Origin of the sequence: Mesorhizobium australicum WSM2073, assembly GCF_000230995.2 — a bacterium.
GTDB classification, from domain to species: domain Bacteria; phylum Pseudomonadota; class Alphaproteobacteria; order Rhizobiales; family Rhizobiaceae; genus Mesorhizobium; species Mesorhizobium australicum.
This window is the reverse complement of the sequence record NC_019973.1, coordinates 1501783-1515753: the sequence shown is the minus strand read 5'-3', so window position 1 is coordinate 1515753 and position 13971 is coordinate 1501783. Positions and strand designations below refer to the sequence as shown.

The window sequence follows — 13971 nt, the reverse complement described above, 5'->3', positions numbered from 1 at the left end:
GCGGATCTGACTGCCCATTGCCGAAAACCTGGGTCTGGCCGGAGTTTCCGCCCTGCCGGAACTATTCCCGGTCTGACGCGTTTCAGCCGTCGGCTGGGGTACCCCGGCCGGTTTGAAGTGAGCAGCGGAGCGGGGCATGAAATTCGCAGCGGTGCTGAACCGGGACGGCGGCACCTTGCGCACCACCGATCTCGCCGCCTTTTCGGACCGGATGCGTCAGACGCTGGAATCGGCGGGCCACTCTCTCAGCATCGACATCGTTGCCGGCAAGGACGTCGTGGACACCCTCGACAGCGCTGCGTCGCGCCGCACCGTCGACGTCGTGCTCGCCGGAGGCGGTGACGGCACCATCTCGGCCGCGGCCGCCAGGCTGATGGGCAGGAAAAAGGCGCTCGCCATATTGCCGGCCGGCACCATGAACCTGTTTGCGCGCGGCCTTGGTATTCCGCAGTCGCTCGATGCGGCGCTGAAATCCTTCGCCGACGGCGAAGTCATCGCGGTCGACATGGCTACGGCCAATGGCCAGCCTTTCGTTCATCAGTTCTCGATCGGCATGCATGCCAAGATGGTGCAGCTGCGCCAGGGCATGGAATTCGGCTCACGCCTGGGCAAGATCGGCGCTTCCGCCAAGGCAGCCTGGGCGACGATCAAGAACCCGCCGGCAATGAAGGTCACGCTCGGCATCGGTGAAGCGGAGATGACTGCCCGCATATCCGGCCTCGGCGTGACCAACAATCTCTTCGGCGAAGGTCACCTGCCCTATGCCGACAATCCGGCCGGTGGCGTGCTCGGCATTTACGTCACGGTAGCGCAGCAGCGCGCCGAACTGGTCAAGTTTTTGTTCAACGTGGCGCGCGGCAAGTGGCGTGACAACGAACATGTCGAAATCCACCAGGCCGACAGGGTGACCCTCAAAATTCATTCCGGCGGCAGGAAATTCCGTGCCGTCATGGACGGCGAACTGGTCAGGCTCGATCGTGAGACGACGATCGAAATCAAACCTGGAGCGCTCAATGTGCTGGTGCCGGCCAGCGTCGCCCAGGTGAAAGCCGCCTGATGCTGTATGAAGCCATCAGGGTGCTGACTTCAGCCGGATGGCGCCGGACCGGTGCTCGGCGGCGTGGGGACATGTTGCTCGTCGCTGTTCGGCGCCTTGATCAACACGCCGTAGATCTCGGCGACGCCCCAGGCGACGAGCACCAGGAGCAGTCCGGCGATCAGGATTCGGAACCCATGCCAGCCCCACCGCCCCTGACGCGCTTTGTTTTCGGGAATGTTCCTAGCCATGGCGGGTCCTCGTCTGGTTTCGCGTCGGCTGACGCGATCGGCAAATCACGCTCGGGTAACGGTCCCTCGCAAGGATGGTTCCGGCTGCAGGGCTGTCCCGGGCCGGCGACGGCGAGGACATCAAGACAAGTCACGGGAACTTGGTTTGAATAGCAGGGTGGAAACAGCAGCCGGTCTGCCGGCCGAGGTTGCGCGCGCCGTGCACGACGAGCACCGGCTGGCCGTGCTGCACTGGCTTGAGATGCTGGATACGGCGGCCGACCCGGATTTCGACCGCATCGGCGGCTTTGCCGCCGCCGTGATGCGCGCGCCAATCGCCCTGGTCACACTTGTCGACCTCGATCGGCAATGGTTCAAATCCTGTTCTGGCATGGAAGAAACACAGATTACGACAGCCATTTCCTTCTGTGCGCACGCCATCGCCGCTGGCGATGAGCCGATGGTGGTGACGGACGCAGCGGCCGACCAGCGTTTCCACGCCAATCCGCTGGTGACCGGCAAGCATCATGTGCGCTTCTATGCCGGCGTCCCGATCATTGTCGCGGGAGCGCGGATCGGAACCCTGTGCGTCATGCACCGCAAGCCGTGTGCCCACCCGTCCCGGTCCAAGCTGGACCAGTTGAAAACGCTCGCCGGCCTCGCCGGCAGCCTGTTCACCCTGAAGCACGCGACCCGCACTGGCGCTGTCGCCGAAGCCGCGCTCGCGCGCGAGGAAAAGCGGCGCGCCGTCGCCCTCGATGCTGCTTCGCTGGCAAGTTGGGCCTGGGACGTCCGCACCGACGTCATCGACTGCGACGTCCGATTGCCGGAATTGTTCAACCTGCCGCGCTCGACACGGTTGCGGGCCCGCGATGTTCTGACAGCCATCGATCCACGCGACGTCCACCAGACCGAAACCAGCTTTCGTGATGCCTTGACCGGCAGTGACGACTATTTTGGCGAATACCGGGTGAATGGCTTCCATCCACCGCGATGGGTGGCCACGCGCGGCCGTGTCATCGAGTGCGATGGCGAAGGCAAGCCGACGCTGATTTTCGGCGTCAACTACGACATTTCGGAACGCAAGCTCGGTGACGAACGGCAACGGCTCCTGCTGCGTGAACTCAACCACCGGGTCAAGAACACGCTGGCGACGGTCCAAGCGGTGGCGACGCAGACCGTGCGCCATGCCCGCCAGCCGAGCGAATTCCTCAAAGCCTTCAGCGCCCGGCTTCAAGCCCTGGGTATCGCCCATGGCCTGCTGTCCGACCGCGAGTGGCGCGGTATCGGCATCCGCGAACTCGTCCAGATCGAGATCAGGCCTTTCGACAACGCCGCCCAGCCGCGGCTGGCAATCTCGGGCGCCGATCTGCTGCTGTCGCCCGATCAGGCCGTCGGCCTCGGGCTGATCTTGCACGAACTGGCCAGCAACGCGCTGCAGTATGGGTCACTGTCGGTTGCGTCAGGCAAGGTTGATCTCGACTGGAAAGCGCAAGGCAAGAATGGTGACAGGCGCCTGGTGTTCACCTGGCGCGAAAGCGGCGGTCCTGAAGTAGCGCCGCCCGAGCGGCAAGGCTTCGGCTCGATCCTCATCCGGCGCAGCCTGGCCAAGGTCATTTCGAGCGAAGTAACCCACGAATTCCGGCGCGATGGGGTCTTCGCCGAAATATCGATGCCGCTGGAATATCTGTCGAGATGACGTGAGCATGGCCGCCGGCGCGACTACCCCTCGCCGGCATCCGGGTGGTGGTCGGTGTCGGACTTCACATTCTCGCGGTAGATGGCATAGGCCGCGAGTGCCACGGCCGGACCAAGAATAACCCCGAGCCCACCTTTTCCCTTGAGCCCACCTTTGAGCAATGCCGGAAGCACAGCGAGCGCGGCCGTAATGCCGATCGCTTTCATGTCGGTCTTGCGCCGCCTAGCCTCGCGGCGCATCCGCGTGCCCGACATCAGCCGATGGGTCAAAAGAACAAGGCCTGCGATGACCAGAAAGCCGACACCGAAACCAATCGCCGCCGCCAGCGATCCATAGCGGGCCGATGCCCAGATATAGGCCGCGCCGACCAGGAAGCCGATACCGCAAAACACCGCCAGCGCGGCAAGCATATAGACGATGGCCGCCGTCCGTGCTCGACGTATGGCGGCCACGGTTTCGCCCGAGGCGAAACCCGAGAGCAACGATGCCAGCAGTCCCATCTCGGCGGAACTAGCGACGCGTGAGCAGCGCGAACAGGAAGCCGACGCCCGCGGCGATAGCCAGCGACGTCACCGGCTTTTCGCGTACGCTTGCCACCATCTGCGCCTCGATATCCCTGGCATTACCGCGCAAGCTGTCGAAGGCGGCCTCCCCTTGGGCGCGCAACTGTTCGACGCCTTCGGCTGCCGCGCGCCGCGCAGTGCCGTAGCCGTGTTCACCGGTCTTGGCCAATTGCTTGGTGAGCTTGTCGATATCGGCCTTCAGCTGCCTGATGTCGGCTTCCAGATCCGGATTCGTCCGCGCTTCGTTGGCTGTCTTCCCTGCGACGGTGGCCATTGCTTAACTCCTTGTGATTGCTCGATTTCAAACGCGCCTTGCGTCTCAAGGTTCCGATGTCGGGACAAACTACCCGAAAACCCCGGTCACGCGCACCCGATCCGCCCCTGCAAGGTGCGGTCAGATCAGCGGCCGGCGGCCCTCCGCCAGCCCTTCCCAGCCGGCGAGCTGTTTCAGACCTTCAATGTCGACGACACCGCAACCGCCGTCGCGCCAGACGATCAGCTGACGGTCCATCAGCTTGCGGATCGTCTTGTTGGTGTGAACCAACGACAAGCCAAGCGTATCGGCGATGTGCTGCTGCGTGATCGGTATCTGGATGGACTGCGTGCCGTTCAGGCCCACGACCTTGGCGCGGCTGGCGATGAAGGCGACAAGATAGGCGGCGCGTTCGATTGCGCTGCGGCGGCCGACACTGAGCAGGTTCTCGTCCAGCATCCGCTCTTCACGCGAAGCGATCCAGGTGATGTCGTAGGCGAGGCCCGGATGGTTGCGGTAGATCTCGAGCAGATTGTCGCGTTCGAACACGCAAAGCAGCATTGGCGACAGCGCCTCAACGGAATGCTGCATTTCCCCCATGACGCTGCCTTGCAGACCGATGAGATCGCCGGGCATGAGGTAATTGAGGATCTGCCGGCGGCCGTCCTGCAGCAGCTTGTAGCGGAACGCCCAGCCGGACAGCACCGTGTAGAGATGCGCGCTGTGGCTTCCTTCCACGAGAACCGTGGCACCCTTGTCGACCGCGAGTTCTCCCTTCTTGAACTTGCTGATGAAGGCAAGCTCCGGCTTCTCGAACTCCCGGAACACCGGCAGGGCCCGCAACGGGCATTGCTCGCAGGGGTATTGACGGCTTGAGGAAGAGCGCCCGGTCTGGCTCGGCATTTCGACCCCTTGCGAATGCCTGCCGTGAGCAGGTCTGTTTTTGCGCGTTGCCGAGATCGGCCTGTCGGCGGATGTCTTTTTTAAATGACAACACACCAAATTACGATCATGACTCCCGGCGTTTCAAGGAGCAATTGCCTGTGCCCCAATTACTTGATGGATTGCGCATTCTTGTCCTGGAGGATGAATTCCTCATCGCCATGGATGTCGAGCAACTCTGCCGTGACCACGGTGCAGGCGAGGTGGTGGTTGCCCGCGATTTGGCCGAGGTAGATGGCCGGAAGGTCGCGAAGGATTTCGACGCGGCCATTGTCGACCTGATGCTGGGTGGCGCCTCGACGCTCGAATTTGCCGCGGGCCTTCGTGAGACCGGCGTCCCGTTCGTGTTTGCGTCCGGTTATTCGGATGCGGATGAGATCAAGGCGTCTTTCCCGGGGGTAAGGCTGGTCACCAAGCCCTATTCGGGCGAAGACCTCGTCGAGGCCGTGGCGCTGGCCTATGGGCGCGGCTCCCCTGGCTGAGACTGACGCGACAATGTCCGAATCGCCGTTATGCGGCCCCGCATTTCAATGCGCGGCCGTTCCCGTGACCTGAGCCGAAATCGCGTCGGGGCCATACTCGTCCTCACCTGAGATTTTCAGGATTTCCTGCAGGCGCGTGCGGGCCCTGCTGACGCGGCTTTTGATCGTTCCGACCGCGCACCCGCAGATTTCGGCGGCCTCCTCATAAGAAAAACCCGATGCGCCGATCAGGATGATGGCTTCGCGCTGGTCCTCCGGCAATTGCTCGAGTGCCCCGCGAAAATCCTTGAGGTCGAGCTGGCCGTGCTGGGCCGGGTGCACTGCAAGCCGGGCCGTCATGATGCCGTCGCTGTCCTGCACCTCGCGACCGCGCTTGCGCATTTGCGAATAGAATTCATTGCGCAGTATCGTGAAAAGCCATGCCTTGAGGTTGGTGCCGGGCTGGAAGCTTTCATGCTTGTCCCAGGCCTTGACCAACGTTTCCTGAACGAGGTCATCGGCCTTGTCGGCATTCTGCGTCAGCGACACGGCAAAGGCCCGCAAGCTCGGGATCGCCCCAAGCAGATCGGTCTTGAAGCCTTGGGAGACCGCTGCCATGTCCCTAGTCCTTCTTCTGTGCGGGTTCGGCCTGTTCCAGTTGGCTGAGCAACTGGGCGAAGCGATCCGGCACATTGTCGGAGACCAGCTCGTCGTAATATTGTTTGAGTTTGCGTCCGATTTCGGAATTCGGCCCTAACGGATCGCCGTCGCCGTTCCGGCGCCTGCCCGTGACGCCAGCCATATCTTTGGTCATGTCCTTCATTTCGCCCTTTATTTCCCAGAACTCAAGCCGCTCACAACACAACACAAGGCAAGCGGCACCCTCGTCTGGTTGCCCATCCCGGCACTAAAACGCCATTGCCGGTGATTCGTTCCATATCGGCGGAACTTTTTCAGAAAAGCGGCGTTGTTTCCCATGGGGCTTGCAATCGGCATAGCCTGGAATCCGTTCAACGCGTCATCTGAGGGAGACGTCTATTATGAGCTTGTCCGCCACCATCGCTCCGCATCTGCCGTTCCTGCGGCGCTTTTCGCGTGCCGTCTCGGGATCGCAGGAGAGCGGCGATGCGCTGGTCGCCGCGATGCTTGAGGCGATCATTGCCGATGTCGACATCTTCCCCGAGGCGTCGAGTGACCGGATCGCACTATACAAGGTTTTCGCCAAGCTCTTCACATCGGTTGCCATCCGCGTTCCGCAAGAGCAGACACAGGCGGGCTGGGAACAGCGCGCGGCCGCCAATCTCAATGCGATCGCGCCGCTTCCCCGCCAGGCCTTCCTGCTGGTTGCCGTCGAGGGTTTCAGCGAGGACGAGGCGGCCGAGATCCTCGATGTCGGCGACCAGCAGTTCTCCGAGCTGCTTGCCCAGGCAAGCAACGAGATTTCCCGTCAGGTGGCGACCGACGTGCTGATCATCGAGGATGAGCCGCTCATTGCCATGGATATAGAGGAGATGGTCGAGAGCCTCGGCCATCGGGTGGTGGGCACGGCGCGGACCCATGCCGAAGCGGTGACGATGTTCGGCAAGACCCGACCGAAGATGGTGCTGGCCGACATCCAGCTCGCCGACGGCAGCTCGGGCATCGAGGCGGTGAACGAAATCCTCTCGTCGACATCGGTGCCGGTAATCTTCATCACCGCTTTTCCCGAGCGTCTGCTGACCGGAGAGCGTCCGGAGCCTGCTTTCCTCGTGACCAAGCCGTTCAATCCCGACATGGTGAAGGCGCTGATCAGCCAGGCGCTCTTCTTCGACCGGCAGGCCAAGGCCGCTGCATAAATCGCGGCCTCCGCGAGCCGGACAAGGACATAAAAGGCCACTGGGTGCGATGCATTCGGTGGCCTTCTTGACAAGCCGGATCGGCCGCCAGCGAATTTCCAGCCCGCGCTGCCTGGAACGGTTTGCAAGCATCGGCTTTTTCGGCGATTGGTGGAACAAACCGCATTTACCCACGTTTTCACCGTATCATTGGAAGGAGATGAACCATGCTTTACTGGGCGCTCGTATTTCTCGTCGTGGCGATTATTGCCGGCGCGCTTGGTTTCGGCGGTATCGCCGGCACATCCGCCGGTATCGCGCAGATATTGTTCTTCATCTTCCTCGCATTCCTGGTCATTTCGCTTTTGGCCGGCCTTTTCAGACGGGCGTGAGCCTGGCGACTGAATAGAGGAACACTGGAAGCCGCACCCCTCAAACGGTTTCCAGCCACCGCCGGGCGGTGTCCTTTACTGGACGCCGTCCGGCGGACCGCTTTAGGAAGGGTGGTTATCCCGATTCATTTGGAACCGATGTGGCAGGTGAGCGGTTCAGTCTGAGTTGGGGTGGACAGGTTGACCGATGCGCTCGAGGACTTCAGATAGAGAGGAAGGCGCACGGGGCGATGAAGTGATCGCCATGCACCCCGCCGAGAGCGGCATGCAGCTTGGCCGGGCTCTTCTCCACGCGCTCCACAATGCCGGCATTTCCGTCCTCTATCAGGATCGCGATATGAAGACCGTATGGGCCCGCAACATGCGCGCCCCTTGGGCCTCCGACGATGTCGATGGCAACGGCATTTTGCCGACGGCGCAGACCGACCGCATCGGCGCCGCCAAGCGCGATGTGATCGCGACCGGCAATCCCCAGCGCCTTGAAATCAGTGTCCCGGTCGAGAATGGCGTTCGCTGGTTTCAGATTTGGGTCGATGCCGACCGAGGCGACGATGGCGATGTACAGGGCGTCGTCACCACCATGGTCGAGACGACCGAGCAAAAGCGGCGTGAACAGACGTTGACGACGCTGCTGCGGGAAGTCAGCCATCGCTCGAAGAACCTCCTGGCGATCATCCAGAGCATCGCGACCCAGACCGGTCGCTATTCCGACGGCATCGGCGATTTCCTGACGCGCTTCCGCGGCCGGCTGCAGTCGCTGGCCTCCTCCCAGGATCTGGTGACATCCTCCAATTGGCGAGGGGCAGCCCTTCATGAACTGGTGGCGGGCCAGGTCGGCCGCTATGGCGCGAACCCGTCGCACAGCCTCCGTTTTCGTGGCGCCAATCCTTACCTCAATCCCAACGCCGCGCTGCATATCGGGCTGGCGATGCATGAACTTGCCGTCAACTCGTTGAGCTACGGCGCCCTGTCCCGGCCGGATGGCTTCGTCGAGGTTACCGCCCAACTCGACGCTGCCGCCACGGGGGAGGTTGCGCTGTCGCTGACATGGGCCGAAACGATAGAAGCCAATCGCGGTGGCGGCGGTCAACGGCGCTTCGGAAGCGTTGCGTTGGAGCGGGTGGTGCCGGCATCCCTGAACGGAACCGCGAACCTGGATATCGGCGAGGGCCACCTCGAATATCGCCTTGTCGTGCCGCACAGCAATTTCGAGACGCAGTGAGAGCCTGGCAAACAACAATCCTTAACCGGCTGTTCACCATAAGCGCGGATGCTGTTTTTCCCAGATACCGTCGGAACCTGCCCCGCCTTCGGAGATTGTTGGCAGGCTCGAAGCACGGTACGGGAGGAATGTCTTGACGATTGCCGACATGAACAGATTGGAACAAGCCGCCCGTATTTCGATGGGCGAATTTCTGGAATCCGAACCCTCCATGGAGGCACTCCCTGAAGCAGGTAGGGGGTTGATGAAGGGGATCGTTCTTGCCGCGGCCGCGATCATGGTGCTGGCCATTTTCTGGCAGTTGACCTGACTAAATCTGCTCTCCTCTCCGTCGCGCCAATTGAAGTCGCCGGGCAGGCCAACGCCGCGGCGTGAGGAGCCGCGGTTTTCTCCGAACTATTCGTGTAACGCTGTTGGAATGACAGGAACTTTTTGACGATGCCGGCCGTTAATGCGGCCAGAGGAACATCTGTCATGGAACACATAGCCGCGTTGCTGCTGGTGATCGGTTGCTCGAACACAATGGCCGAATGTCGGGAATTGCAGGTCCCTGTCAGTGTTTTTGCGACTGCTGACGAATGCACCGCTGAGCGCCCCTTCGCGATGGGCGACGTGCAGGGGCAGGCGCAGCATGTCGTCGCCAAATGCCTCGCGGTCGATCCCGCCTTGGAGGACGACTACGATCAGATTGTCTGGAAGGTGCGGCCAGATGGTAGTCTTGACGCTTCGTTGGCCGTATCCAACGTCGTCATGGCATCGAACACGAACCGCCCAGAAAAAGACGACCTTAGCCAACAATAAATTGCAGCAGCAAAGGCCGTCGTTTCGTGCTAAATGGCGGTTGGAGCTTACCAAAGTGTGGACACAAGTGAGGAGTGACTCTATGCGGAAAATACTTATTGCCATGGTTGCGGTGGTTGCCGTCAGCGGCTGTACCTCGACCGAGCAGGACGTCGTCGGCGGCGGCTTGATCGGCGCGGGCGTGGGTGGGTTGGTCGGCGGCGGCAAGGGTGCCCTGATCGGCGCGGCCGTCGGTGCCGGTTCCGGCCTGCTGGTTCGCAACCTGCGCAACGGCTACTGCCAGTATCGCGACCATCGCGGCCGGATCTACACGGCCCGCTGCAACTGATTCAGCGATAACAAGTCAAAATCCGGAGGCCCAGGGGCCTCCGGATTTTCATGGCTGGGGGTCGGCCGCTAGGGCCGCTGACGGGTGGGTTTCAGCCGGCCAGTGGAATTTTGATTTCCACCTTGAGGCCATCGGCCTGAAAATCGCGTCTGATCGTGCCGCGCAGCTCGCGCGTGACATTGAGATCGATCAGCTTGGTGCCGAATCCCGTCCGCGATGGCGCCTCTACCCTCTTCTTCCCCGCCTCCCGCCAGTTCAGCGCCAGCGTCCGCTCGCGCCCCCGCCCTTCCAGCGACCAGTTCACCTTGAGAGCGCCAACGAAATTGCCGGCTTCGCCGTATTTCAGCGCGTTGGTGGCGAGTTCATGAAAGGTCAGCCCAAGCGCCTGCGTCGTTGTTTCATCGAGCAGCACCTCCGGGCCTGACAGGAGCCCGTCCGGCAGTTCCTTGCCGAACACTTGGCCAAGCTCGATGCGCAGCAGATCGGCAAGGTCGGCTTTCTGCCAGCGCGAGCGCGTCAACATGTCCTGCGAGGCGGCCATCGCCTGCAGCCTGGCCGAGAAGGAAGCGGAAAACTCATTGACGTCGGTTGCCCGCGAAGCCGTCTGCCGCGCGATCGCCAGCACCCTGGTGATGGAGTTCTTGATGCGATGCTTCATCTCCTGCAGCATCAGGTCCTTTTCGAGAAGGCTTTTTTCCGTCGTCTCGTGCAAGGCCGACACCGCGTCATAGGCTCGCTCCTGATAGCGCGCCACCAGCGCGATGGCGCCTGCCAGGAGCAGGCCGAACAGCCCCAGCATCACGGGGATGGCGCGCGAAGAGGGTTGCGAGAAGGCGCTGGTTGGCCTGAACAATACGGTCCACGGGCGTCCCGCCACGGTCATCTTGCGGGTGACCAGCAGCCGGTCTCCCAGGGATGAGGCCGGTGGCGTCTCCGAGCGGAACAACAGATTGTCGCCGTTCACCGCTCCATCATAGATCTCGGTGTTGACCGGCAGCAGCGGCGCACGGCTGAGCGCGATCTGGAACAGGTCCCGGGCCCGAAAGGCCGCATAGAGAAAGCCGGCGGTCGAGGACCGCGATGCGTTGATGACCTCCGGTGCGGTTTCCACATTGAGCCGCACATAGACCAGGAAGCCCGTGAAAGTCTGCGCCACGCCCATGCCCTGGCCGAGTTGCACCAGCCCGCTCGCATGCTGCTGGTCGTCGGCCATGGCTTTTTCGATCGCCGCACGCCGCACCGGCTCGCTGAACATGTCGTAGCCGATGATGGTCTGGTTGGACGGATCGAGCGGCTCGAAAAGCGCGATCGGCGTGCGCCAGGCCTGCGTCGTATCCGGATAGACCGGATGACTGGCGCCGAAATCGTGGAGGGTGTCGCGTTCCACCGCTGCCTCGTCGCCCGTCCTGACCAGCCGCAGGAAGCCGATGCCTCGCAGGCCGGCGAAATTGTTGTCGACATCCAGCGCCTTGAAGAATGCCTTGAACTCGTTCTGGGAAATATCGCCGTTGCGTGCGTCGAACAGGGCCTGTGTCGAGCGCAGCAGCGACAGGTGCAGGTCGATGCGGCTCTCGATCCGGTTGAGGGCGTCATCGGCCGCCCCTTCGAACTTGATACGGGCGGCTTCCTGCGTCGCGAAATAAGCGAACCCCGCCATGGTCATGCTGATCAGTGCAACGGCAATGAACGCGACGATTGGAAAAAGCTTCTTCAACGGATGATGCGGTCCATGAGCAAAACAGGACCTTTTATGGGCAAGTCGCCGGGCCAACACAATGGTCAGGCCACACCATCGTGATCACTGGCATATCACGTGACCGGCAACGGGGCGTGCCCGAAGCGGCCTGACCGGCCTCAGGCGGCGATCTTCAGCGCGCCCGGCCCCGGTATGGCACCTGGAGGACATTTGCCCAGGATGATCATCCCAAGCACCTCGTCCTGCGTGACGTCAGTCGTGCGGGCGGTACCGACCACCTGGCCATTCTTCATCACGCAGACACGGTCGGCCAGCTCGAAGACGTCGTGGATGTCGTGGCTGATCAGGAAGATGCCGATGCCATCGGATTTGAGCTGCCTGACCAACTCGCCGACCTGGGCGGTTTCCTGGGGCCCAAGTGCCGCCGTCGGCTCGTCCATGATCAGGATGCGGGCATTGAACAGGATCGCGCGGGCGATCGCCACCGATTGCCGCTGACCGCCTGACAGCTTGATCACCGGCTCCTTGAAGCGCTGGAAGCGGGGATTGAGCCGCCCCATCACCTTGCGCGCCTCGGCCTCCATGGCGACGTCGTCGAGCGTGCCCCAGGCGGTCATCAGTTCGCGGCCGAGGAACAGGTTGGCGGCGGCATCGACATTGTCGGCCAGCGCCAGCGTCTGGTAGATCGTCTCGATACCGTATTTCTTGGCGTCGCGCGGGTTGGAAATCGCTGCCTCCTCGCCATTGACGAAGATCTGGCCCGCATCGCGCTTGTAGGCGCCGGACAGGATCTTGATCAGCGTCGACTTGCCGGCGCCGTTGTGGCCGAGCAGTGCCACGACCTCGCCGGGGAAAAGATCGATCGAGGCGTCGTCGACGGCGCGGATGCCGCCGAAGGCGATCGAGATGTTGCGCATGTCGACCAGCGGCGTGCCAGTGGGCGCAGTTGTGAGGGCCCTTACGGGAGCGGTTTTGTCAGCCATGGTCGTATCCCTAAACCCGCTTGCGATAGACGGTGTCGAGCCAGACGGCGATGACCAGCACGGCGCCGACGACGATGCTTTGCAACGGCGAATCGACACCGAGCAGCACCATGCCCGACTGCAGCGACTGCATCAGCAATGCACCGAGCATGGCGCCGATGATGGTTCCCGAGCCGCCGGCAAGCGAGGTGCCGCCGATGACGGCCGCGGCAATGACCAGCAGCTCATCCAATGTTCCCAGCACATTGGTGGACGAGTTCTGCCGGGCCGACGAAATGGCGGCGGCGATCGTGGCCAGCACGCCCATGATCATGAACACCTTCATGGTGATCCAGCGCGTGTTGATGCCGGCGAGATTGGCCGCTTCCGGATTGCCGCCGATAGCAAAGACATAACGGCCGAAACGGGTGCGGTTGGTGATGAAGGTCATGACCAGACCGACGGCGACCGCCATCAGCACCGGTATGGCGATGCCGTGGGCGATGAACAGCCCGCCCTCCGGCACGGTGATGTTGTTGGCGGCCGCGTACCGGTTCACGATCCCGATCGGCCATGGATAGGAGTTGGCTAGCCAGACCGCGCCCATGATGACGGCGCAGGTGACGACGCCGAGCAGCGTCTCGGCCCAGATCGGCCGCAGGGGGAAGCGGAAGCGCTTGCGCTGGACCCGCCCGTTGAACAGCGCGAACACGACGGCCAGGCAGGCGACGATGCCGACGACCCAGCTCCAGGTGGCGCCGATCGATCCGGCCGGTCCGCCGCCCATAAGCTGGAACGTGGCGTCGAGCGGTGCCACCGTCTGGCCTGACGTGACCCACCAGGCGGCGCCGCGCCAGACCAGCAGGCCACCCAGCGTGACGATGAAGGCCGGCACTTCGAGATAGGCGATGACGAAGCCCTGGAAGGCGCCGATCAAAAGCCCGAGCGCCAGACCGATGACCAGTGCCAGGACCCAGATCCATGGGTTGCCGAGTTCAAGTCCTACGAACCGAACCAGGAAATGTACCTGCGCAAAGCCCATGACCATGCCGATCAAGCCCTCGGCGGAACCGACGGACAGGTCGATGTTGCGCATGACGATGACCAGCACCATGCCGCAGGCCATGATGGCGACCGCGGACGTCTGCACCGACAGGTTCCACAGATTGCGTGGCGTGAGGAACGTGCGGCTGTCGAAATCGAGCGGATTGACACCAAGACGCAGGCTCGAAATCACATGCAGCGCGACCCAGATCAGCAGCAGCGCGCCGATCATGCCGAGCATGCGGGTATCGATCTCGGTCGCCTTCAGGAAACGCGCGACCGCGCCGAGTTCCGACGCACGCGCCGTATCGGCCTGCGAGGTTGAGGTCGTGTCGGTCATGATGTCCTCCCAGCGGCTTGCCGTCTGACGCGGAGCCGGACCAGAGCCCAGAAGTTAGCCGCCAGCGGCGGAAACACAAATCTTGTCGGGAAAACGCCGCGGCTTGGAAGCAATTCCAGGAAAAGTGCGTAAAGGGTTTTTGTCCGGAATTGCGAAGACAAGGAAATTGGAACGGTCAGTGTTCAGAA

The 13971-nt window shown here is 62.4% G+C and carries 18 protein-coding genes; 9 read left to right on the top strand and 9 right to left on the bottom strand.

Features of this window, described 5'->3' with window-relative positions; translation table 11 throughout:
- Positions 1–136 precede the first annotated feature (136 nt).
- Positions 137–1057, top strand: coding sequence for a diacylglycerol/lipid kinase family protein (locus MESAU_RS07255; protein WP_015315405.1), 921 nt, complete (start codon positions 137–139; stop codon positions 1055–1057).
- Positions 1058–1086: 29 nt separating this feature from the next.
- On the opposite strand, the gene MESAU_RS07250 is transcribed toward MESAU_RS07255, so the two are convergent.
- Entirely contained in the window at positions 1087–1287 is a 201-nt protein-coding gene (locus MESAU_RS07250) for a hypothetical protein (protein ID WP_015315404.1), read from the bottom strand.
- Between the two features lie 145 nt (positions 1288–1432).
- Between MESAU_RS07250 and MESAU_RS07245 the strand changes: the two genes are divergently transcribed.
- Positions 1433–2965, top strand: a complete 1533-nt coding sequence (locus MESAU_RS07245) for a sensor histidine kinase (protein WP_015315403.1) — start codon at positions 1433–1435, stop codon at positions 2963–2965.
- A gap of 23 nt (positions 2966–2988) precedes the next feature.
- Here the strand turns inward: MESAU_RS07245 and MESAU_RS07240 are convergent, their stop codons facing one another.
- From MESAU_RS07240 to MESAU_RS07230, 3 genes are all read right to left on the bottom strand, one after another.
- Positions 2989–3465 (bottom strand): hypothetical protein, encoded by a 477-nt coding sequence (locus MESAU_RS07240; protein WP_015315402.1) that lies wholly within the window; start codon positions 3463–3465, stop codon positions 2989–2991.
- A 10-nt stretch (positions 3466–3475) separates the two neighbouring features.
- Positions 3476–3802: an ElaB/YgaM/YqjD family protein gene (locus MESAU_RS07235; protein WP_015315401.1), complete on the bottom strand. Its 327-nt coding sequence runs from the start codon at positions 3800–3802 to the stop codon at positions 3476–3478.
- 120 nt (positions 3803–3922) lie between these two features.
- On the bottom strand, positions 3923–4684 hold the full coding sequence (locus MESAU_RS07230; RefSeq protein WP_015315400.1) for a Crp/Fnr family transcriptional regulator: 762 nt from the start codon (positions 4682–4684) through the stop codon (positions 3923–3925).
- Between the two features lie 71 nt (positions 4685–4755).
- On the opposite strand from MESAU_RS07230, the gene MESAU_RS07225 reads away from it, so the two are divergent.
- A complete protein-coding gene (locus MESAU_RS07225) occupies positions 4756–5205 on the top strand; it encodes a response regulator (protein WP_015315399.1) in 450 nt (149 codons plus the stop codon).
- 45 nt (positions 5206–5250) lie between these two features.
- Here the strand turns inward: MESAU_RS07225 and MESAU_RS07220 are convergent, their stop codons facing one another.
- Both MESAU_RS07220 and MESAU_RS07215 read right to left on the bottom strand, forming a co-directional pair.
- Positions 5251–5802: an RNA polymerase sigma factor gene (locus MESAU_RS07220; RefSeq protein ID WP_010911883.1), complete on the bottom strand. Its 552-nt coding sequence runs from the start codon at positions 5800–5802 to the stop codon at positions 5251–5253.
- 4 nt (positions 5803–5806) lie between these two features.
- Positions 5807–6007 (bottom strand): NepR family anti-sigma factor, encoded by a 201-nt coding sequence (locus MESAU_RS07215; protein ID WP_015315398.1) that lies wholly within the window; start codon positions 6005–6007, stop codon positions 5807–5809.
- A 217-nt stretch (positions 6008–6224) separates the two neighbouring features.
- Here MESAU_RS07215 and MESAU_RS07210 point away from each other — a divergent pair, with 217 nt between their 5' ends.
- From MESAU_RS07210 to MESAU_RS07190, 6 genes are all read left to right on the top strand, one after another.
- Positions 6225–7019 (top strand): response regulator, encoded by a 795-nt coding sequence (locus MESAU_RS07210; RefSeq protein WP_015315397.1) that lies wholly within the window; start codon positions 6225–6227, stop codon positions 7017–7019.
- A gap of 206 nt (positions 7020–7225) precedes the next feature.
- Positions 7226–7390 carry a DUF1328 domain-containing protein gene (locus MESAU_RS29940; RefSeq protein WP_010911886.1) on the top strand — a complete coding sequence of 55 codons (165 nt, stop codon included), beginning with the start codon at positions 7226–7228 and terminating at the stop codon, positions 7388–7390.
- A gap of 187 nt (positions 7391–7577) precedes the next feature.
- The gene (locus MESAU_RS07200; protein ID WP_015315396.1) at positions 7578–8612 is read left to right on the top strand and encodes a sensor histidine kinase; all 1035 of its coding nucleotides are present in this window, start codon (positions 7578–7580) and stop codon (positions 8610–8612) included.
- A gap of 133 nt (positions 8613–8745) precedes the next feature.
- Positions 8746–8922, top strand: coding sequence for a hypothetical protein (locus MESAU_RS31465; RefSeq protein ID WP_015315395.1), 177 nt, complete (start codon positions 8746–8748; stop codon positions 8920–8922).
- Positions 8923–9086: 164 nt separating this feature from the next.
- Positions 9087–9413 (top strand): hypothetical protein, encoded by a 327-nt coding sequence (locus MESAU_RS07195; RefSeq protein WP_015315394.1) that lies wholly within the window; start codon positions 9087–9089, stop codon positions 9411–9413.
- 82 nt (positions 9414–9495) lie between these two features.
- Positions 9496–9741, top strand: a complete 246-nt coding sequence (locus MESAU_RS07190) for a YMGG-like glycine zipper-containing protein (RefSeq protein ID WP_015315393.1) — start codon at positions 9496–9498, stop codon at positions 9739–9741.
- A gap of 91 nt (positions 9742–9832) precedes the next feature.
- On the opposite strand, the gene MESAU_RS07185 is transcribed toward MESAU_RS07190, so the two are convergent.
- From MESAU_RS07185 to MESAU_RS07175, 3 genes are all read right to left on the bottom strand, one after another.
- A complete protein-coding gene (locus MESAU_RS07185) occupies positions 9833–11455 on the bottom strand; it encodes a CHASE domain-containing protein (protein ID WP_015315392.1) in 1623 nt (540 codons plus the stop codon).
- Positions 11456–11595: 140 nt separating this feature from the next.
- The gene (locus tag MESAU_RS07180) at positions 11596–12420 is read right to left on the bottom strand and encodes an ATP-binding cassette domain-containing protein (protein ID WP_015315391.1); all 825 of its coding nucleotides are present in this window, start codon (positions 12418–12420) and stop codon (positions 11596–11598) included.
- Between the two features lie 10 nt (positions 12421–12430).
- Positions 12431–13783: a sugar ABC transporter permease gene (locus tag MESAU_RS07175; protein ID WP_015315390.1), complete on the bottom strand. Its 1353-nt coding sequence runs from the start codon at positions 13781–13783 to the stop codon at positions 12431–12433.
- Positions 13784–13971: the final 188 nt, after the last annotated feature.